The organism is Desulfovibrio sp. 3_1_syn3 (assembly GCF_000145315.2).
In the GTDB taxonomy this organism is placed as follows: domain Bacteria; phylum Desulfobacterota; class Desulfovibrionia; order Desulfovibrionales; family Desulfovibrionaceae; genus Desulfovibrio; species Desulfovibrio fairfieldensis.
The window spans coordinates 1585755-1605043 of sequence record NZ_ADDR02000001.1 but is presented as its reverse complement, the minus strand read 5'-3'; the positions used below and the strand labels follow the sequence as shown (position 1 = coordinate 1605043).

Annotated in this window: 15 protein-coding genes; 5 read left to right on the top strand and 10 right to left on the bottom strand. The window is 62.3% G+C overall.

Translation table 11 applies throughout. From position 1 onward, the window contains the following. Positions 1–20: 20 nt before the first annotated feature. The 5 genes from ilvB to HMPREF0326_RS06785 all read right to left on the bottom strand — a co-directional run bounded on the left by ilvB (position 21) and on the right by HMPREF0326_RS06785 (position 4120). Entirely contained in the window at positions 21–1712 is a 1692-nt protein-coding gene (ilvB, locus tag HMPREF0326_RS06805; RefSeq protein ID WP_008685307.1) for a biosynthetic-type acetolactate synthase large subunit, read from the bottom strand. 18 nt (positions 1713–1730) lie between these two features. After that, positions 1731–1961 (bottom strand): DUF465 domain-containing protein, encoded by a 231-nt coding sequence (locus HMPREF0326_RS06800; RefSeq protein ID WP_008685306.1) that lies wholly within the window; start codon positions 1959–1961, stop codon positions 1731–1733. Between the two features lie 265 nt (positions 1962–2226). Continuing rightward, entirely contained in the window at positions 2227–2529 is a 303-nt protein-coding gene (locus HMPREF0326_RS06795; protein ID WP_008685305.1) for a YggT family protein, read from the bottom strand. Between the two features lie 38 nt (positions 2530–2567). Then, a complete protein-coding gene (locus tag HMPREF0326_RS06790; protein WP_009303551.1) occupies positions 2568–3224 on the bottom strand; it encodes an HAD family hydrolase in 657 nt (218 codons plus the stop codon). Beyond that, positions 3221–4120: a hypothetical protein gene (locus HMPREF0326_RS06785; RefSeq protein WP_020990351.1), complete on the bottom strand. Its 900-nt coding sequence runs from the start codon at positions 4118–4120 to the stop codon at positions 3221–3223. The genes HMPREF0326_RS06790 and HMPREF0326_RS06785 overlap by 4 nt, the downstream gene beginning before the upstream one ends. 243 nt (positions 4121–4363) lie before the next feature. Here HMPREF0326_RS06785 and pdxS point away from each other — a divergent pair, with 243 nt between their 5' ends. The 4 genes from pdxS (at position 4364) to HMPREF0326_RS06765 (ending at position 8162) form a co-directional block, all read left to right on the top strand. Further along, on the top strand, positions 4364–5245 hold the full coding sequence (gene pdxS / locus HMPREF0326_RS06780) for a pyridoxal 5'-phosphate synthase lyase subunit PdxS (RefSeq protein WP_008685302.1): 882 nt from the start codon (positions 4364–4366) through the stop codon (positions 5243–5245). Position 5246: 1 nt separating this feature from the next. Next, a complete protein-coding gene (gene pdxT / locus HMPREF0326_RS06775) occupies positions 5247–5825 on the top strand; it encodes a pyridoxal 5'-phosphate synthase glutaminase subunit PdxT (protein ID WP_008685301.1) in 579 nt (192 codons plus the stop codon). 149 nt (positions 5826–5974) lie between these two features. Further along, on the top strand, positions 5975–6364 hold the full coding sequence (locus HMPREF0326_RS06770) for a TraR/DksA C4-type zinc finger protein (protein WP_008685300.1): 390 nt from the start codon (positions 5975–5977) through the stop codon (positions 6362–6364). A 43-nt stretch (positions 6365–6407) separates the two neighbouring features. Next, complete coding sequence (locus tag HMPREF0326_RS06765) at positions 6408–8162, top strand: lysophospholipid acyltransferase family protein (protein WP_020990350.1); 1755 nt, start codon at positions 6408–6410, stop codon at positions 8160–8162. Positions 8163–8285: 123 nt separating this feature from the next. Here the strand turns inward: HMPREF0326_RS06765 and HMPREF0326_RS06760 are convergent, their stop codons facing one another. Both HMPREF0326_RS06760 and HMPREF0326_RS06755 read right to left on the bottom strand, forming a co-directional pair. Then, entirely contained in the window at positions 8286–9206 is a 921-nt protein-coding gene (locus tag HMPREF0326_RS06760) for an SPL family radical SAM protein (protein WP_035072843.1), read from the bottom strand. Between the two features lie 471 nt (positions 9207–9677). Beyond that, the gene (locus HMPREF0326_RS06755) at positions 9678–11354 is read right to left on the bottom strand and encodes a bacteriohemerythrin (RefSeq protein WP_008685296.1); all 1677 of its coding nucleotides are present in this window, start codon (positions 11352–11354) and stop codon (positions 9678–9680) included. Positions 11355–11461: 107 nt separating this feature from the next. Between HMPREF0326_RS06755 and yedF the strand changes: the two genes are divergently transcribed. Next, positions 11462–12070 (top strand): sulfurtransferase-like selenium metabolism protein YedF, encoded by a 609-nt coding sequence (yedF, locus tag HMPREF0326_RS06750; protein ID WP_020990348.1) that lies wholly within the window; start codon positions 11462–11464, stop codon positions 12068–12070. Between the two features lie 100 nt (positions 12071–12170). On the opposite strand, the gene HMPREF0326_RS06745 is transcribed toward yedF, so the two are convergent. The 3 genes from HMPREF0326_RS06745 to hydG all read right to left on the bottom strand — a co-directional run bounded on the left by HMPREF0326_RS06745 (position 12171) and on the right by hydG (position 19279). Further along, the gene (locus HMPREF0326_RS06745; RefSeq protein ID WP_008685294.1) at positions 12171–13370 is read right to left on the bottom strand and encodes an iron-containing alcohol dehydrogenase; all 1200 of its coding nucleotides are present in this window, start codon (positions 13368–13370) and stop codon (positions 12171–12173) included. 316 nt (positions 13371–13686) lie between these two features. Beyond that, a complete protein-coding gene (locus HMPREF0326_RS06740; protein WP_008685293.1) occupies positions 13687–16692 on the bottom strand; it encodes a hypothetical protein in 3006 nt (1001 codons plus the stop codon). Between the two features lie 1195 nt (positions 16693–17887). Next, on the bottom strand, positions 17888–19279 hold the full coding sequence (gene hydG, locus HMPREF0326_RS06735) for a [FeFe] hydrogenase H-cluster radical SAM maturase HydG (RefSeq protein WP_008685292.1): 1392 nt from the start codon (positions 19277–19279) through the stop codon (positions 17888–17890). Positions 19280–19289 lie beyond the last annotated feature (10 nt).

Here is a 19289-nt window from a genome sequence, read left to right as displayed (position 1 = left end):
TTCATGTCGTATGAAATGCCCTACACCAGCAGCATTTCATCCAGCGCCGCGCCGGCGGGCACAATGGGATAGACGTTTTCCTCGCGCTCCACCACCACGTCGATAAAAGCGGGGTTAGGAGAGGCCAGGGCCTTTTCCAGCTCGGGCAGAAGGTCCTCGGGCTTTTCAATGCGGTAGCCCTCGGCGCCATAGGCTTCGGCCAGCTTCACAAAGTCGGGCTGGGCCTCCATGTTGGTGGAGCTGTAGTTATGGTTGTAAAAAAGCTCCTGCCACTGGCGCACCATGCCGAGATGGCGGTTGTTCAGAATGACCACCTTGACCGGCAGCTTGTAGGCCACGGCCGTGGCCAGCTCCTGAATATTCATCTGCAGCGAGCCGTCGCCGGCCACGGCGATGACCAGCTTGTCCGGAAAAGCGAACTGCGCGCCGATGGCCGCCGGAAAACCGAAGCCCATGGTGCCCAGGCCGCCGCTGGTCAGCAAGGTGCGCGGCTTGGTGAAAGAATAGAATTGGGCGGCCCACATCTGGTGCTGCCCCACTTCCGTGGCGATGATGGCGTCCCCGCGGGTGAGGTGACGCAGGGCTTCCACCACCTGCTGGGGCTTGATGTTGCCGTTTTGCTGGTAGGAAAGGGGCTTGCTTTCCTTCCACTCGGACACGGCGCGAATCCACTCGGCATGCTCGCCGGCCCAGTCCTTGTCCGCCAGCTTGGCCTCACAGATTTCCATGATGCCGGACAGAGCCTGTCGGCAATCGCCCACCACCGGCACGTCCACTTCCACGTTTTTACGGATGGAGGTGGGGTCGATGTCGATATGCACGATGCGCGCCTTGGAGGCGAAGGCCGTCAGCTTGCCGGTCACGCGGTCGTCGAAGCGCGCGCCCACGCAGACCAGCAGGTCCGCGTTGTTGATGGCCAGGTTGGCGGCGTAGGTGCCGTGCATGCCCACCATGCCCAGCGACAGCGGGTCCGTGGCCGGAAAGCCGCCCAGGCCCATAAGCGTGCAGGCCACGGGGATTTGCAGCTTGTGCGCCAGCGCGGTCAGTTCTTCGGCGGCATCGGCCATGATCACGCCGCCGCCCGCCAGGAGCACCGGCCGCCTGGCCTGGGCCAGCTCCTCCACCGTGCGCCGCAACTGGTTGAGATTGGGCTTGTAGGTGGGGTTGTAGCTGCGCATGTAGATGTCTTCCGGCCAGACGAATTCCGCCCTGGCCTGGACCACATCCTTGGGCAGGTCCACCAGCACCGGGCCGGGGCGGCCCGAGCGGGCCAGATAAAAGGCCTGGCGGATGGTCAGGGCCAGCTTGCTCACATCCTTGACCAGGAAGTTGTGCTTGGTGCACGAGCGGGTAATGCCCACAATATCCACTTCCTGAAAGGCGTCGTTGCCGATCAGCTTGGTGGGCACCTGGCCCGTGATCACCACCAGAGGAATGGAATCGCTGTTGGCTGTGGCTATGCCCGTCACCGTGTTGGTGGCGCCCGGTCCGGAAGTCACCAGGCAGGCGCCCACCTTGCCGGAGGCGCGGGCATAGCCGTCAGCCGCGTGCACAGCTCCCTGCTCATGGCGGACCAGCACATGGCGGATCTCGGGATGTCGCGGCAGTTCGTCATAAATATCGATTACCGCGCCGCCCGGATAGCCGAACAGCACGTCCACGCCTTCACGCTTCAGGGATTCAAGGAGAATCTGCGCACCTGTGCATTCCATGACCGGCACCTCAACCGCTTATTTGCTTTCTTTTTTCAGACGATCCAGGATGTCCATCATTTTGGTCTTGCCCTCCAGCTTCTGCTTCTTGAGCTGCTTGAGGGTCTGCTCTTCGGTAGGCGTACGGAAGGCCTTGCCTTCCAGCTTTCCCACCTGTTTTTCGTAGAGCACGTGGTCTTCCCAAAGGGATTTCAGCTCCGGATCAGTGGGCGCATACTTTTCCAGCAGGTCAATTTCATGCTGATCCATAAGAAATCTCCAGTGTTAGATGTTTCAGCACGGACAATCCGCGCAAAAAGCCCGTATCGGTGCGTTCGGCCCGGTGGCTGTTTTTAGAGCGGCTGACGCATTTCATGCGTGAACGACTCCAGGCCCCGTTGACACTATATAATTTTTGTTCGCTCGCAAGGAAGATAAATCTGCTTTGAGGGAGTGTACTCTTTTGGTACTCGATCGAAAAAGCAGATGAAATCTAACGCAGCGAGCGGGCAAAAGGACATAGTGTCAACACGCTCTAATGCAGGGCAAGGGCATACTGGGCCAACGAGGCGATCACAATGCGGTTGATCAGCTCGATAGCCAGCAACACCACCACCGGCGAGAAATCCAGGCCGCTCGTATAGGTGAAGGGCAGCCATTTGCGCACCCGATAAAAAACCGGCTCGGTAAGGAGCCCCAGGGTCCGCACAATGGGATTGTAAGGATCGGGCCGCACCCAGGTCAGCACGGCGGCGATGATCACAATCCAGAAATAGATGTTCAGGAGCGAACCCAGCACCAGGGCTATGGCGCTCAATGTATTGGCAAGCACAATCATGCGTTCTCCGACATACCCTTTATAGAAACGTGAATGTATCAACGCGCTGCCAGGGCCGGGGCCAGCGCGTCGCGCAACACGGCGAAATCAGGCGCGGTGATCCGGCCCTGCAGGCCGCCGCCGTTGAAAGCCGCGAAAGTCACGCCGGCCGCCTCGGCGGCTTCCTTGTCATGGGCGCTGTCGCCCACAAAGAGGGCATCACGGGGGTTCATTCCCCAGGCCGAACAAATGCGCAATGCGCCTTCGGGCGACGGCTTGGGCGCGGCATTGCTCGCCGTCACCACAGGATCAAAATAGGAGGGCAAGGAGAAAAAGTCCAGAACCCTTTGAACGCCCTGGTCCGTGCGGTTGGTGGCGATGGCCATGCGCACGCCCTTGTCGTGCAGTTCGTCCGCGAACTCGCGGAAACCGGGCATGAGGCGCAACAGGGGCAGGATGTCGCGCTGGTAATTGATTTCGTCCCTGGTCACGCGGTCGATCTCGCCGTGCAGACGCTTCGGCAGGATGTACCGCAGGGCCTGGCCCGCCGTCGCCATGAAGGAATAGGCCTCCTGCTCCGGCGTCATGGGCGGCAGGCCGAAATAGGCCAGCACACGATTGTAGAATTCGTCATTGGCCGCGCGGGAGTTGATCATCACGCCGTCGCAATCGAAAATCACGCCGCCCAGACCGTGGGAGAAAAGCGCGCCGCTCATGCCCGCCACCAGGTCAGCCAGAGGCGTTCCTCAACCAGCGGGCCGTCCGCCCTGGCCGGGCGCGAATGCCCCAGCGCGCGCCAGAGCGGCGCGCGGGCTTCCACAATCTCCCCGGCCCGCTCCGCGGGGCAGCCCAGCAGCTCCGCCCGCCGCGGCGCGGGGCTGAACTCAAGCCGCTCCAGCAGGTCTTCGCGCATGGGGCCTTCCACGGCCAGGGCCGTGTCCTCGGGCAGAAAATACGCGGCATTGGCCGCCGCCAGCCGCCAGGGCGGCACCAGGGCCGGGTCCAGAGCGATGGGAGCGCCGAGAAAAGGCAGGCCGCGCGGGCCTTCGTCCTCTTCCACGCCCAGAGCGGCGGTCAGGCCGCCCGCGTTTGTCGCGTAGCGCCGGGCCAGTTCATCCAGTTCGGCCAGCCGTTCCTCCTGCAGCCAGAGCCAGAGCAGGGTCTTCTGGGCCTGTTCACGTTCCAGCCGCTCCCGGCGGGCGGCTTCCGCCGCATGAAGGGCCGCCCTCTTCGCGGCGTCCGGGCTGTCCGTTCCGGCAAGCCCGCCCAGGCCCTCCACCACGGCCATTTCGGCCATTTGGCGCGCGGTGCGGGCGTTGCCCGCGGCAGTCGCGCCCACAGGCAGGCCGGAAAGGGCCGCCACGTCCATCCGGCGCAGATCCGCCAGGCAGGCCACGGCCTCGCGCTCGTTGAAAGGATAGTTCGCGGGACGGTACCAGCCCTCGGCCGGAAAACCGGGATCGTCCGGCAGGCCCGGCCAGAGGCGCAGGGCCCCGGGCCAGAGCGGCGCATCGGCAGTATCAATACCGTCCGGGCCGGAAGCGCTCCGGTCCAGCCCACGGGGCAACGGCCCACGCAGAAACGGCAATCTGAGGCACAAGGTCACATTCATACTTTTTTCCTTCGAAGTTTATCAGCATAGCCGTTGCCGGGCCCGAGCGCAAGCGGGAACGCGCTCTCCGGCACGGCCCGCGAAAGCCCGCCAATGCTTGGCGGCCCGGCGCGGCGGCGCTCTCGGCATCTATTGTCAGCTGGAGGAATATCGCATATATACACGCCAGCACCGCCGCGGGCACGCGCGGCGCCAGCCAAATCACCAGCCGGGTCCCACGCCCGGCATAGAAGGAGTACAGCTATGGAACAGGGCACCATCCGCCTCAAGACCGGCCTTGCCGAAATGCTCAAGGGCGGCGTCATCATGGACGTCACCACCCCGGAACAGGCGAAAATCGCCGAGGAAGCGGGCGCCTGCGCCGTCATGGCCCTGGAGCGCGTGCCGGCCGACATCCGCGCCGCCGGCGGCGTGGCCCGCATGGCCGACCCCACTATCGTCAAAAAGATCATGGAAGTGGCCAGCATTCCGGTCATGGCCAAGGCGCGCATCGGCCACTTTGTGGAAGCCCGCATTCTGGAAGCCCTGGGCGTGGACTACATTGACGAAAGTGAAGTGCTGACTCCCGCCGACGACCGTTACCATATCGACAAGCGCGACTTTACCGTGCCCTTTGTCTGCGGCTGCCGCAACCTGGGCGAAGCCCTGCGCCGCATCGCCGAAGGCGCGGCCATGATCCGCACCAAGGGCGAGCCCGGCACCGGTAACGTGGTGGAAGCCGTGCGCCACTGCCGCCAGGTCATGGACGAAATCCGCATGCTCTGCGCCCTGCCCGACGCCGAAGTGCCCAACTTCGCCAAGGAATGCGGCGCGCCCCTGGAAATCTGCCTGATCGTGCGCAAGGAAGGCCGCCTGCCGGTGGTCAACTTCGCGGCCGGCGGCATCGCCACCCCGGCCGACGCGGCCCTGATGATGCACCTGGGCTGCGACGGCGTGTTCGTGGGCTCGGGCATCTTCAAGTCCGGCGACCCGGCCAAGCGCGCCAAGGCCATCGTGCAGGCCGTGACCAACTACAAGGATTACGCCGTGCTGGCCGAAATCTCCCGCGACCTGGGCGAACCCATGGTGGGCATCGAGATTTCCTCCATTCCGGATGCAGAGCGCATGCAGGAACGGGGCTGGTAAGATGGGCAAACCCTGCGTGGGCGTTCTGGCTCTGCAAGGGGCCTTCCGCGAGCATGCGGCCTCGGTGGCCCGCCTGGGAGCCGAGACGCGCGAAGTGCGCCAGCTCAAGGACATGGACGGCATCGACGCTATGATCATCCCCGGCGGCGAGAGCACCACCATGGGCAAGCTGCTGGTGGAATGGGGTATGCTCGACCCCTTGCGGCAGCGCATTGAAAACGGCATGCCGGTCTACGGCAGCTGCGCGGGTCTGATCCTGCTCTGCCGCGAGATCGAAAACTCCGACCAGCCCCGCTTGGGCGTGCTTGACGCTGTTGTGCGCCGCAACGCCTTCGGCCGCCAGGTGGACAGCTTTGAAACCGAGCTGGACATTCCGGAGCTGGGGCAACCGCCCATTCCGGCGGTGTTCATCCGCGCCCCCGTGCTGACCGGCGTGGGCCCGCAGGCGCGTGTGCTGGCCCAGGTCAACGGCCAGGCCGTGGCCGTGCGCCAGGACAATGTGCTGGCTACCTCCTTCCATCCCGAGCTGACTCCCGATACGCGGTTGCACCGCTATTTCCTTGAAATGTGCGGAAACTGAACCGCCCTTCCCTGAACTGAAAAGCCCCCGCGCCATCGGCACGGGGGCTTTTTCATGTCCGCGCGAATTCACCTGACCGTCACCGTTCCGCCAAACAGCTCGGATAGATGTGGATCATCCATAAACCACATGCGCGACGGAGGCGGATCATGGAGCACACCCTCAAAGATGTCCAAACAAAACTGGCCGAGGAACAGCAGCGCCTGGCGCATCTGCGCGAAGCCTTTCAGGTCCAGTATTGCGCCGACGAACTGGACGCAGCCGGGCTTCTGGCCACGGCGCATCTGGCCCAAAGCCGGGCAGCCCACAGCGCGGAGCGCATTCGCGGCCTGCAAAGCCTGCTGGACTTTCTGCGCCACGGCGGTCGCCCGCTCTGCGAGGACTGCGGGGAGGAAATCCCCCTGGTTCGCCTGCTGGCCGCTCCCGGCGCCACGCGCTGCCGCGAATGCCAGCAGATGCTGGAGGACGGGGAAGGCGGTCCGGCAACGGGGCTTGCGGCTGAAACCAGCGCCATGCACGGCCTCGCAGGGACTTACTGACATCCCCGCCGGGCCTTTTTCTTTTCATTCGCGGGAGAATAGTATGACAAGCAATGCCGCCGCGCTGCCCCTGCCGGGGTGGCGCGACCCTCTGGACAAGATTCTGAAACGCCTGGCCGACGGCCTGGGGCGGCGGGCCTCGGGCCTGACCCGCCTGAAAAAAATAGCTCGCCGCGTCCCCTGTCGTCCAACGTCCCCGGCCTACGCCGCAGCCTGCCTGGAAGTCCTGGAAACACGCGTGAACTGCCCGCCGGAGCATTTGGCGCGCATCCCGCCGCACGGGCCGCTGCTGCTTTACGCCAACCACCCTTCGGGCGCACTGGAAGGCCTGATAATGGCCGCCCTGTGCGGCGACGTCCGGCCCGACCTGAAAATTCTCGCCAACGACGCTCTGTTGGCCTTGCCCCAACTTGCGCCCATGCTTCTGCCCCTGGACCTCACCGGCCGAGACAAAAACCGGAACGCGACCGTGCTGCGCCAAGCCGTGCTGCATCTGCGCCGGGGTGGAGCCCTGGGCCTGTTTCCGGCGGGACGGGTGGCTCGCTGGCGGCCGGGACGCGGGCTGACTGAAGAGCCCTGGCTGCCGCTGCTGGGACGCCTGAGCCGTTGCGCCGGGTCACACGCGCCGGACAGCTTGCGTCTTTTGCCGCTGAGCTTCAAGGTCCGCGTCAGCCCGCTGTTCCTGGCGACGGCCCACTGCAACGATGCGCTGGCCGGCGCGCTGCTGCCCCGCGTGCTTTGCGGTCAGCGTCGCAGCCGGGCCGGTATGCGTGTGGGCCTGCCGATCAGCGCCTCCGGTCTGGCCGGTCTGGACAACGCCCAGCGCAGTCAATGCCTGCGTCTTTGCCATGCAGCTCTGGCGGATGCGGGCCGTCCGGCGCGGGCCGCCCGATGCAGGCCCCTGGCTCCGGCCCAGGGCCCGGCGGCATTCATGGCCGCATTGGCCGCCCTGCCCTCCAACCGCCGACTGACGGACGACGGGCGCTACGGCGTATATCTTTTGCAGGGACACGAATCGCCGCCGCTCCTGGACGTTCTGACCCGGCGGCGCGAGGAAGCCTTCCGCGCTCTGGGCGAAGGCTGCGGCCGGGAGCGGGATCAGGACCGCTACGATGCTCAATACGAGCATCTTCTGCTGGTGGACGAGAAGAGGCAGGCTCTGGCCGGAGCTTACCGCACGCGCCTGGTGCGGCCGGAGCAAGCGCGGACCTGCACGCAAGACACGCTCTACACGGCCTCGCTTTTCCGCTTCAAAGCGGAATTTTTCCGCCAGTGCGGCACTGCCCTGGAATTGGGCCGGGCCTTTGTGAGCAATGAATATCAGCGCGACTACGCGCCCCTGCTTCTGCTCTGGAAAGGCATCGGACAGCTGGTCCTGCGCTACGGCGTGCGGACGCTCTTCGGGCCGTCCAGCATAGGCCTCAACTACCGGCCCCAATCCGTGGACCTGCTCTGGCGGCATCTGCGCCTGCGCCACTGGCACGCCCCACTAGCGGACCTGGTGGAGGGACGGCGGCCCCGCGCCCTGCGTGAAGAGCTGCCCTTCGCGCGCGGCCTGGACTACGCCGCGGTGAACAACCTGGTGCGCCAGATGGAGGGCGGACGCGCCCTGCCCATTCTCTTCAAACACTATCTTCAACTCGGCGGGCGCATCGCGGCCTTTCATGAAGACCGGCGCTTCGGCACTCTGGACGCCCTGTTGGTGGTGGATCTGCTCAACGCCCCGGACAAACTGCTGCGCCGCTACGTGGGCGATGAGGGCCTGCAACGCCTGCGTGACCGCATGTGGTACGCATAAGCGGCGATTCTCCGGCAGACCGCCATGCCCCGGCGGTCTGCCGGGCCGCGCGAAAAAATCGCCTTGCCGAAAATGCGAGCCTGCCTGCGGCCGGATTGGGAGAGCCGCCCGTGCAGGACGTTTTTATTTCCCTCCGGTGGGCAAGGCCGTACCCGGGAAAGTCGCGTTCAGCATACTGTACAGGCTTAGTTGCGCATTGCCTTGTTTTTCCTCAAACGCATTCAGATATTCAAATATCTTCTTATTATCATGCACAATGCCGTTTTTTTCGCAAACCTGATGAAACAATTGCATCAGAATTTTACTATCAGGGCTGGTAAGTACATATCGCGTGCCGTACTCCTGTATATATTTTTCTTTCATACACGGAAACAGCCGGTCCAATTGACTGTAAAAATATTCCCGGCTTCCCTCACGGAGCGTCATCCCCATACCAAAGCAAATAATGCCGTAAACCTTTGCCTCGATACAATACTCTAAAATACCTGTTATATTTTCTTCAGTGTCATTGATGAAGGGAAGAACAGGGCAAAGCCATACAACCGTCGGGATACCAGCATTGCGTAGCCGCTTTAGCACTTCAAAGCGTTCTCGCGTCGTACTGACGTTTGGTTCAAGTTTTTTGCACAATTCCTCATCATAGGTAGTTAAGGTCATCTGAACAACGCATTTTGTTCTTTCATTTATACCTGTCAGCAGGTCTAAATCTCTCAAAACGCGATTTGATTTTGTTATCAGTGTGAATCCGAAACCATATTGATAGGCCAATGACAAGGCTTCTCTGACATTTCCGAGTTCATTTTCAAGCGGAATATAGGGGTCTGTCATGGAGCCGGTAGCCAGCATGCATTTTGAACGTTTCCGTTTAAGAGAATTTTCTAATAATTCAAGGGCATTTGACTTGACTTCAATATCTGCAAAATCATGTTCCAGATGGTAGCATTTGCTCCTTGAGTCGCAGTATATGCAGCCATGAGAGCAACCACGATACAGATTCATCCCGTTTTTTGCCGACAGAATCCCCTTGGCAGCAACAAAATGCATTGCGTATCCCCAGCTGATGAATATTCCGCAAAACACGTAACAGCTTGTTAAGACAGACTTTTTCCATTTAGAGCATTTCAATTTTGAAATGCTCCAACACCGAACAAGGTGAGGTGCGCCGCGAAGACCGACCCGACGGGCGGCCCGCAGGGCCGTGCCTGTAGCCCAAAGAGCGTACAGGCATCGAGAGCAACGCGGCGTGGATTCCGGCGATAACCGCGTTTTTCGCCGGAATGAACCTTTTGAGGCGCATGGCGTTTCAAAGGTAATTTGCTCTAGCCGACGGTATTCAGCTCTGCCTGTCCGTGACAATTTTCGATATGTTTCAGGCCCGCTTACCGGCAATCCGCCTCCCTTTTCTTACAAGAATCAGGCGCGGTAACAACCGCGCCTGCCGACACGTCGAAGCGCCCGAATCCATATCCGGGCGCTTCGACGTGTTCCTGAAAGATTCCGAGGGGGCGCAGGCGCCTAGCTGTCCTTTTCGACCATATCCTGAATATAGGGCAGATAGGTGGGATCCGTGCCCGCGATGTGGTTGATGAGCCAGTCCTTGAGGAAACTCAGCAGATCCATGCTCACCGTGGCGGTGCCGTTCTTGAGCTGGGCCTCGAACTCGTCCAGCTTTGCCACGAACTTCCGGTGGATGGCCTTGTGTTCCTTGGTGCCGGGGTACTGCGAAGGCACGAAAATCTTTTCCTCGTCGCTGAAATGCGACGCCGTGTAGTCCCGCAATTTCTTTACAATGGCCTGAAGCTCCACGCCGGTGCGGTTGTTCTTCATGGCCCGGTACAAATCATTGATGTAGTCGCAGAGGCGGCGGTGCTGGCGGTCAATGGCCGGTACGCGCAGATCCAGCTTGGGCGTCCACTGCACGAATTTGTCCGAGGCGGCGGCCTGGGCGTAATCGCCCGTTACCAGGGCATTGACGATCATATCCAGCTCTTCCATGCCGCTCTTGAAAGAAAGCAGGGCCGCCGTGAATGTTTCCATGTTGGCCGCCGTGCGTTCGGCCACGTGGCGGATCTCTTCCAGGGCCTCGTTGGTTTGGGTGCTGCTTTCGGACTGTTCAGCCGCGCCCTGGGCGATGATTTTCAGATGTCCGGCGGTCTCTTCCATGCCGCCCACGATCTCGCGCATGAAATCCCCGGCGCGGGAGGCCCGCTCCGCGCTCTCTACGGTCAGCCGGGCGGCCTCGTCCACGGTTTCCACATTGAGGCGGGTTTCTTCCTGAATGGCGTGGACCGCCTCTTCCACTTCCTTGGTGGCGCCCATGGTCTTTTCGGCCAGCTTGCGCACCTCGTCAGCCACCACGGCAAAGCCGCGCCCGGCCTCGCCCGCGCGGGCGGCCTCAATGGCCGCATTGAGCGCCAGAAGGTTGGTCTGGTCCGCCACTTCGTTGATGACGTTCATGACCTGGCCGATGTCACGGGCCTTTTCGCCCAGTCCGGCCATGGCCTCCTTGAGATGCAGAATGGTGCCCTTGACCGTTTCGATGGAATCCACGGCGCCGTGCACTTCCTTTTCACCGGTGACGGCCTGGCCGCGCGAGGTCTCGGCATTGTCGGAGACTTCGCGCACGCGGCTGGAGGATTCCCGCGCGGCTTCGGCCACGCGCTCCATGGCGCCGCCGGTTTCGCCCAAACGCACGCGTTGCACTTCCACGCCCTTGTCCACATCGGAAACCAGTTGCGAAAGATGCCCCACATCCGTGGACAATTTGGCGCAGACGCTGTGGGCCTTGTCCAGCACAGGAGCGCTCTGGGCCAGCTGGTCGGCCAGTTCGCGCTCATGCCCGCGCGCGGCATCCAGCTCGGCCCGCAGGGCCTCCGCTGCCTCGCCCAAGGTCCGGGCCTCGCTTGCCGCGGCTTCCCGCTCCTTGTGGCGGGCCTCGTTCATCTCCTCCAAGGCCCGGTGCACGCGTTCCAGGTCGTTTCCTTGCGGCACCGGGCTTCCCGCGTCGCGCAGGCTGTCGGCAAACGCGGACAAAGCGGCCTGTTTTCGCCCGGCGGCCAGCCAGAGCCCCAGGTCCGCCGCGGCGCATGCGGCCAGAATCGCCAGCAATATCCAGAACAATGCGCCTTCCGGCCGCGCAGCGGCCAGCCCCCCCGCCAGCAGAAGAATCACGGCTTGCAGCAGAATCCCCATACGCCCACCATCCTCTCCAAGTTTACCTTGCTTATCGACTGCTTTGAAAATAGGCTTAGCCTTATTTTTCTTAAATGGCAATAATTCCCAACAATATGGAGAACGCTATGAAATTGCTGAATTGCCGGGGCATGGCCTGCCCGCAGCCGGTCATCCGCAGCCGGGAGCTTGTGGATGCCGGGACAGCGGAACTGGAAGTTCTGGTGGACAACGAACCGGCCGCGGAAAACGTGGAACGTTTTCTGCGCGGCCGGGGTTATGCCGTGGACCGGGCGAAAGAAGGCGACGGCCTCTGGCGGCTTACGGCCCGCGCCGGAGAGGGAACCGCTGTGGGAGCGAATCCCGTAAGGGCGGAAACGGCTTCCGGCTTGGGGCGCGAGGCCGGAACTCTGGTACTGATCACCACGGAAAGCCTGGGGCGGGGCGACGAGGGCCTGGGGGAAAAATTGATGACCAATTTCCTCGCCACCCTGCCGGAACTGGGATCGCGCCTCTGGCGTCTGGTCCTGCTCAACGGCGGCGTAAAGCTGGCGGCGCGGCCGGGCCCGGCCCTGGAGGCGCTGCAAAGCCTGGCCCAAAGCGGCGTTTCGGTGCTGGTCTGCGGTACCTGCCTGGCCCACTACGGCCTGCTGGAGGCCAAGGCCGTGGGCGAAACCTCCAATATGCTGGATATCGTCACCAGCCTGGACCTGGCGGACAAGATCATCCGGCCCTGAGCACTCCTTTTGCGGCGCGGGGCGCGGGTACGAAAAAACGGCATAGCTCACAGAGCTATGCCGTTTTGTTATTCAAGGTCAGGCGTTACCGCCGGAAACGCTACAGGGCGGCCTTGTAAATGGCGGCCACAGCCTCGTCGGTCATGATGCGCGGGTTGGTCAGGGTGCAGGCGTCCTTCTGCGCGTTGCCGGTCATGATCGGGATATCTTCCTCGCGCACGTCCTTGCCGTATTTCTTGCCCAAAGCCACGAGGCCTTCGGGAATGCCCACGTCCTTGGACAGGATGTTGATGGCGGTGATGGCTTTCTGCGAAGCGTCCGTGGAACTGAGGCCGTCGGTGCGCTCGCCCAGCAGGCGCGCCACACGCGCGAAACGGCGGCGGCTGGAGATCAGGTTGTACTGGCAGACATGGGGCAGCAGAATGGCGTTGCATTCGCCGTGCGGCAGGTCGTAGAAACCGCCCAGCTGGTGGGCCATGGCATGCACATGGCCGAGACTGGCGTTGTTGAAGGCCATACCGGCCAGATACTGGGCATAACACATGCCTTCGCGGGCTTCCTTGTCTCTGCCGTTGGCCACGGCGCGGCGCAGATAGCGGTTGATGTATTCAATGGCTTTTTCCGCGCAGGCGTCGGTCATGGGCGTGGCGGCGGTGGAGACGTAGGCTTCCACGGCGTGGGTCAGCGCGTCCATGCCGGTGGAGGCGGTCAGGGCCGGGGGCATGCCCATCATCAGCAGCGGGTCGTCAATGGCGACGCTGGGGGTGCAGCGCCAGTCGACGATGCACATTTTCACCTTGCGGGAGGTATCGGTAATAATGCAGAAGCGCGTCATTTCCGAAGCCGTTCCGGCGGTGGTGTTCACGGCCACATAGGGGGGGAAGGGCTTGGTGGATTTGTCCACGCCTTCATAGTCATGGATTCTGCCGCCATTGCCGGCCAGGAAGCCCACGCCCTTGCCGCAGTCGTGCGAGCTGCCGCCGCCCAGGGTGATCAGGCTGTCGCACTTTTCCTTTTTATACACTTCAAAGGCCGCATCCACGTTTTTATCCTGCGGATTCGGCACGGTCTGGTCGAAAACGGCGTAGGGCATCTTCGCATTGTCAAGAATATCCGTGATCTGCTTCAGAATACCGGCTTTAACGATGCCCTGGTCAGTGACGATCAGCGGTTTGGTACCGCCGATGCTTTTCAGGCGCGCGGGAATTTCCTTGGAACAGCCTTCGCCCACCAGGGTGACGTTAGGGATGAAGAAGGAGGTAATCTGCCCCATGTGCATGCTTTTGACATCGGTGCTCATCTACGACTCCTTAATGTTGCGCGGCTCTCCCACACTGGGAAAACCTGTAATAATAAGAAAGATATCTTGTAAGAAGAATACCTCATGCAAAACAACGTGGCAAGGCGTCTCTTGCGAAAAAGTCGTGTTCTTTTTGGTACAAGCATGGAATGTTCAAACAAACAATAAATTGTTTCAACAAAGCTGACGTGTTGGCGTAACAGGGAGAAAGAATTTTTTTTCACGTAAAAGCCGGAGACCGGAACAAAGCGTCCCGGTCTCCGGCCGAGTAACGTCCGCGCGCCGTTGCGGCGCCGCGCGATTCAGGCGGATGTAATCAATGGAAGCAGCCGGGCTCGCGCATCCTGCCCGGACGGCAGAGCCTGGTCAGGCTGCGCAGATACTGCTTGCGTTTGTCCAGAAAAAAGGCCAAAGGCCGCGAAAAATTGCGTCCCAACAGGCCGTCCACCAGCATCTGGCTGATCTCGCGCTCACGGGTGAGCACCAGTTGGGCGCGGGCCAGCACATTGCGGTCGGCTTCGGGCATATTGCGCACCATCAGGCGGAAGGCGTCCTGCGCGCGCGGCTGGTAAAACCAGAAATACATGAGATCCAGGGCATTGATGATGAAAGCCCTCTCCAGCTCCCTGCCTCTCGCCCCGCCGCGCCCCTCAAGGCCGCCGGGCCGGGCCAGCTTGATCAGGGCCTCTTCCTGGGGAAAGAGCAGCTCCAGCCGGGTATAGCAGGCAAAGACATTGCTCACCTTGCTCTTGTAGTCCCAGCGGCGCATGCGCAGGTTGACCTGACTGTCGGCATAGCCTTCGATCAGTGCCGCCACCGTATCCGAAGCCATCTTGGAAATCACGGCCGCGCTGGGCACCAGATAGAGTTCGGGATTTTCCACCCCGATGCCCAGCATGCCTTCATACATCAGAAAGTCGTAAAGCGAGGAAACCGGAATGGCCAGAGCGCTGCGGAACAGATTGCCGATGGCCGCTTCCTTGGGGAAGCCCCGGAACACATTATGGGCAAAGATATAAAAGCCGTTGACGATGTTCAGCACGGTGAAGACCAGGGTGGGATTGCCGTCCACGGTCACGCCCAGACCGTCCTCCAGCAGCCAGACGCGCACCATCACTTCCAGCAGCAGCACGGAAATGCCGGTATACATCAGCGAATCACACAAGCGGCTGATGCTGACCTGCTCCTTCCAGTGGATGAGCGTGCCGCGCGTGGCCCCCTTGGCCGCCAGGACCATCTGGACCACATTGCGCACGCCGGTGATGCCGAACCAGATGAAGGTGCCGAACCAGGCCAGAAACCACCAGTCCTGGGTATAGAGAAAGGAAAAAAACGCCGGAATGAAGCCCAGCAGCACCTTGAGCCAATTGCTGACCGCGCTGTTCAGATAGGCGAATCCGGGCCGGGCCGTATCGCAGGCCCCGTTTTTACCCAGCAGGTTGTTGCCCGTGACCAGGTTCAGGCCGCCCAGATTGGCAACATTGCCGTTGGCGCAGACCCGGCAGTCCTCGCTGGCGGTCTTCCACTCACGGCGCCGTTCCATGCCCAGGTGGCGGCAGCCCGGCAGACGGCGCAGGCGCGCGCCCAGGCGCTGCCAGAACGTGGGGTTCTCCGGCGCGCGGAAGGTCAGGCGCTCCTCCACCGGCGAACAGATGGGAATGGGCCGCGTGTGCCGCTGTTTGCGTTTCAGTTCGGCCAGCGAGCGCCGGGGCAGGGTTTCCTTGAGCACCAGGCCCATGCCGAAGGAGCGGCGGCTGGCCGAACTGGTGCCCAGGCGCGACTTGAGCGGGTTATGGCGGTAGTGCTCCCACAGCTTGGGCAGATTGCGCAGAATCTCCCGGAGTTTCACGGCGCGGGCGTCGTCGCCCCGCTGCTCCGTATGCCGGATCATCTGGCGCACCATCTGCTTGACGCGCGGCCCCAGACCCAGATTAAGGGCCCGCTGCAATTCGCCGATGGCCCCGATGTCGGTCATCTTGCCTTCCATCCAGCCCTTCATATTGAAGATTTCCAGATGGGTGACGGCACCCCGGCAATCCCAGAGCAGTTCGGCCACATCCTCGACGTTCAGACCGGCGGTGCCGAGCACCAGGCGGTAGCCGGGATTGAGCTCCTGAAGTTCGCGCGTCAGCTCATAGGGCGAAAGACGCAGCAGCGCGGGCATCTCCTCCGGCGGCGCGGGCCGGTTCAGGTCCGGCAGCTCCGGATGCTTGGCGGGCGAGAGCCAGTTGTCGGTAATCGCGTCCGGGCCCAGGTTTTCCAGAGTCTCCAGTTCGGCGCGGACGACTTCGCCCTCCTGCCCGGCCAGCTTGGCGGCGCGCTCTCTGGCCGAGGGCAGCACATGCCGGTGCAGGCATTCGGCCAGATGCAGGGCGGACGGCTGGCCCCGGCCCACAAAATGCAGGAAATCCTCCACCGTGAGTTCCGGCACGGGCACGCCCCAGGCCTCGGCCAGTTGGGGACGCTGGAGCTCGTTCCAGGCGGCCAGCACCCGCAGCACACGCTCCCGCCGCCAGCGCAGCACTTCCCGCCCCTGCGCCATCATGGCGGCCACCTTGGGACTGTGCAGGAATTCCAGAAAGTCCTCATTGGAACTGAAGCCGCGCGGAATCCAGAACAGGCTGGCGAAGCGGTCGTAAAACGGCACCTGGAATTCCAGGCCGATACGCACGGCAATGCCGGTGATTTCCGCCGCACGCAGGATTTCCCTGGCCGCCTCCGGGTCCACCCAGTACTCATAGGCCACGGTGAGGGTCCGCAGGCCCTTGATCCAGGCGTCCATGATCAGGTGGGTAGGGGTTTTGCGGCCCTTGGTGTTGGCGTCGTAAACGTGGTCGTCAAAAGCGAGCTGGTTCCAGGTTTCGGGCATTTCCGGCAAATGGTAGCGGGCCAGCATGCGCCGCACCACCCGGGGCGTGCCCTGAACCACGCGGCGGAAATCATGCGCCAGCTTGAGCTGGGCCAGCCGCTGGCCGTGAGCGCGCACCATGCTTTTCATGATCTGCATGAGCACGCGGGCCGTATTGCGGCGCAGGGCCGAATGCGCGCTGTTGAGCACCTCGTCATAGAGGGTCTGCAAGGCCAGCAGACGATCCCTGGCCTGGGTGCCCCCGGCCTCCAGGTTGCGTAGCAGGTTGATGACCGCGTAGGCCATGCGCGACACCGGCGTGGCGACCATTTCCTTGATGCCGTGCGGATGCAGATTGGGATCAAACAGGCAATCCTCGGAAGCTCCGCAATGGGATTCCAGAATCCGGTTGACCAGAGCCAGGATATCCCTGTCCTGTTTGTCGAAATATATGTCGCTCCATCGTTCCGCCACGCGTTGCTCCCTTCAGGCTGGTGTCGCTTGACGCGACACATGTCGCAAACCCGCAAGGGGTTGCGCGCCGCCGCAGGCGGCGTAAGCACAGCAAAAACCACGTTTTTTGCTGTGTTATCTTCACGCTGAACCGACAGGTGAGGCGTGATATCTCACCAGGGGGCTGTTTCTAAATTGTCCTTTCACCCTCTGCCTGTGTCAGGCTCGCCCCGTGCGAAGGTCGAATATGTTGAATATACTCCCTCCGCCCAAGACTCGCCTTGCCTTAGTCGTTGCGACGAAGGAGCTTTAGCCGTAGGCGAACCTTGTGAGCCGTACGGATCAAGCAAGCCGCCAGCGCGCCAACGGCCAGCGCCCTTGGCAGAGGATGAAAATCCTAATTTAGAAACAGCCCCCAGGGCATTTCCACTGAAATGCTCGTTTACGGCGGGCAAAGCCCGCCTGCCCGCATTTCGCGGCAAGGATTTGTCTGCAAACTCTTGCAGAGCGGTTGACGCATTTCATGCGTGAACCGCTCCAGGTCAATGCTGTGACCCCACATCCGCAACGCTGACGCTCGGCGGGCCCGCCCCGGCCGGAGACGCGGAAGCGGCACTCCACTGTTGCACGGCACCGCTCCAACCCCTCTCGGCCATGTAAGATCTTCCCCCGCGCGGGTCATTTTTCTGGGAGTTACCCCGCGCGCGGCCCGGCGTCAAATCCCCCGGCGTCCTCTCCCGGAAATCCGGATATCGCCGTTTCTCCGAACGTCGCCGCCGCCGCGGCTCCGGACGAATTTTCCGTGGAGGCAGCGGCGGCGGTTGTCGAAAGCAGTGTGAAAAGCTCCAGGGAAGCGCTGAGCAATACGTTTTTTGTCGTTGCCGAGGGCGCCGACCGATGCCGCGCCTATGGCTGACGCCCCTTCGTGAACCGCCCCAGAGCAGATTACGTTTGAAGCGCGACCCGTTTCAAAGGGGTCATTCCGGTAAAAAACGCGGTTCTCGCTGCTGTCGATCCCCGTATGGCTCCGTTGTCGCCAACGGGGACGGCCCTCCGGGCTTCCTTTGGTCGCTTTGCCGGAATCCACGCCGCGTTGCTCTCGATACCCTTACGCCCTTTGGACTACAGGCACGGCCCTAAGGGCCGCCCGTCGGGTCGGTCTTCGCGGCGCGCCGCATTGTGTGCGGCGTTAGAGCAATTTCACTTTGAAATTACTCTAAATAAACTCGTCCATGCGTCCGGACCTGACCTTCTGCAACAGGCGTTCCGCAGCGCCGCGCTCATGCTCCGGCAGGCCGTCCAGCTTTTCGGAAATCAGCTTTTCCCCCATCCGGCGGGTATAGGGCGTGGCGTAATTGAGCAGGAACTCCATGAACGAGGCCATGGAATTGGGCCCGCACTGGCTCTTCATGCCGCATTCCTGCACCATGGAGAGGAATTCATGGCCGCTGCGGCCCAGACGCGGACAGGCCGTACAGAAGGAAGGCAGGTGCCGGGCCTCTTCCAGCAGGAAGCGCACCACCTCGTCCACATGGCAATCCTCGCCGATGGGAAAGGGCGTTTTTTCGCCCGGCGCTTCAACCCAGCTCTCATACGGGTTGGCCACGCTGCCGGTGAGCAGTTGCGAGCAACCCGCGTTGCAGCCGTCGCGCCAGAGCCCGGCGGGCTCCTTGGTGGTCAACACGATGCCGGTATACGGCACGGCCAGACGGGTGATGGCCACGCAACGCAGATATTCCCCGTCGCTGAGCGGATAGGGCGTCTTGAACCGGCCGCCGGGCGTGGGGCGCAGGCGGTGCATGCTCACGGTGCGGCTGCCCGCGTCATAGACCCGCGTGAGATGCGCGGCGTGCAGCATGACGGCCAGCAGGTCGTACCGCCAGGGCCCCAGGCCCAGCAACAGGCCCAGGCCGACATCCCCTACCCCGGCCTGAAAAGCCGTGTCCGGGGCGTGCAGGCGGGCCAGGTAATCGCTCTTGGGGCCGCTCACATGCGCGGCGCGATAACTCGCCTCATGGTAGGTGTCCTGATAAATCAGCACCGTGCCCACGTCCGCGGCCTGCAGGAGGGCATACTCCTCAGCCTTCAGCGGGCCCACATTGATGTTGACCCGGCGGATCTCGCCCACGCCGTCAAAGGCGGTGTACAGCACGCTGACGGCTTCCTCAAGATATTCAACGTCCGCATTGGGCAGCTGGCCGCTGACCAGAAAAACCCGCTTGTGTCCCTGGCGGATCAGCTTGCGCCCGGCCTCGCGCATTTCCGGCGGGGTCATATATTTGCGCTCCACCGCCGTATTGCCGCGACGGTTGGCGCAATAGAGACACTCGCTGCCGCAGTAGTTGGAAATGTGCAGCGGCGCGGAAAGCACAATGCGGTCGCCGTAGACTTTCTGTTTGACCTGATCCGCCGTATGCAGCAGCAGCGCCAGATGTTCGGCGTCGCTGACCCGCATCAGGGCGACGGCTTCCTGGATGCCCAGGGACTCCAGGGCCAGCGATTTATCCAGGATATCCCGCAGCTCGGCGCTGTCCGGCGCGCTTTCTCGGCTCAGGGCTTTTTCAATCGCTTGTGTGTCCAACCAGGGGGGCAACGTATCCGTGGGCATGCTGACCATC

What these genes read in the sequence shown, in the direction of transcription:
- HMPREF0326_RS06785 (WP_020990351.1), bottom strand. Translation starts at nt 4,120, where the DNA reads ATGAATGTGACCTTGTGCCTCAGATTGCCGTTTCTGCGTGGGCCGTTG.
- pdxS (WP_008685302.1), top strand. Translation starts at nt 4,364, where the DNA reads ATGGAACAGGGCACCATCCGCCTCAAGACCGGCCTTGCCGAAATGCTC.
- ilvB (WP_008685307.1), bottom strand. Translation starts at nt 1,712, where the DNA reads ATGGAATGCACAGGTGCGCAGATTCTCCTTGAATCCCTGAAGCGTGAA.
- HMPREF0326_RS06755 (WP_008685296.1), bottom strand. Translation starts at nt 11,354, where the DNA reads ATGGGGATTCTGCTGCAAGCCGTGATTCTTCTGCTGGCGGGGGGGCTG.
- HMPREF0326_RS06745 (WP_008685294.1), bottom strand. Translation starts at nt 13,370, where the DNA reads ATGAGCACCGATGTCAAAAGCATGCACATGGGGCAGATTACCTCCTTC.
- HMPREF0326_RS06800 (WP_008685306.1), bottom strand. Translation starts at nt 1,961, where the DNA reads ATGGATCAGCATGAAATTGACCTGCTGGAAAAGTATGCGCCCACTGAT.
- HMPREF0326_RS06770 (WP_008685300.1), top strand. Translation starts at nt 5,975, where the DNA reads ATGGAGCACACCCTCAAAGATGTCCAAACAAAACTGGCCGAGGAACAG.
- HMPREF0326_RS06760 (WP_035072843.1), bottom strand. Translation starts at nt 9,206, where the DNA reads ATGCATTTTGTTGCTGCCAAGGGGATTCTGTCGGCAAAAAACGGGATG.
- hydG (WP_008685292.1), bottom strand. Translation starts at nt 19,279, where the DNA reads ATGCCCACGGATACGTTGCCCCCCTGGTTGGACACACAAGCGATTGAA.
- HMPREF0326_RS06790 (WP_009303551.1), bottom strand. Translation starts at nt 3,224, where the DNA reads ATGAGCGGCGCGCTTTTCTCCCACGGTCTGGGCGGCGTGATTTTCGAT.
- HMPREF0326_RS06795 (WP_008685305.1), bottom strand. Translation starts at nt 2,529, where the DNA reads ATGATTGTGCTTGCCAATACATTGAGCGCCATAGCCCTGGTGCTGGGT.
- yedF (WP_020990348.1), top strand. Translation starts at nt 11,462, where the DNA reads ATGAAATTGCTGAATTGCCGGGGCATGGCCTGCCCGCAGCCGGTCATC.
- HMPREF0326_RS06765 (WP_020990350.1), top strand. Translation starts at nt 6,408, where the DNA reads ATGACAAGCAATGCCGCCGCGCTGCCCCTGCCGGGGTGGCGCGACCCT.
- pdxT (WP_008685301.1), top strand. Translation starts at nt 5,247, where the DNA reads ATGGGCAAACCCTGCGTGGGCGTTCTGGCTCTGCAAGGGGCCTTCCGC.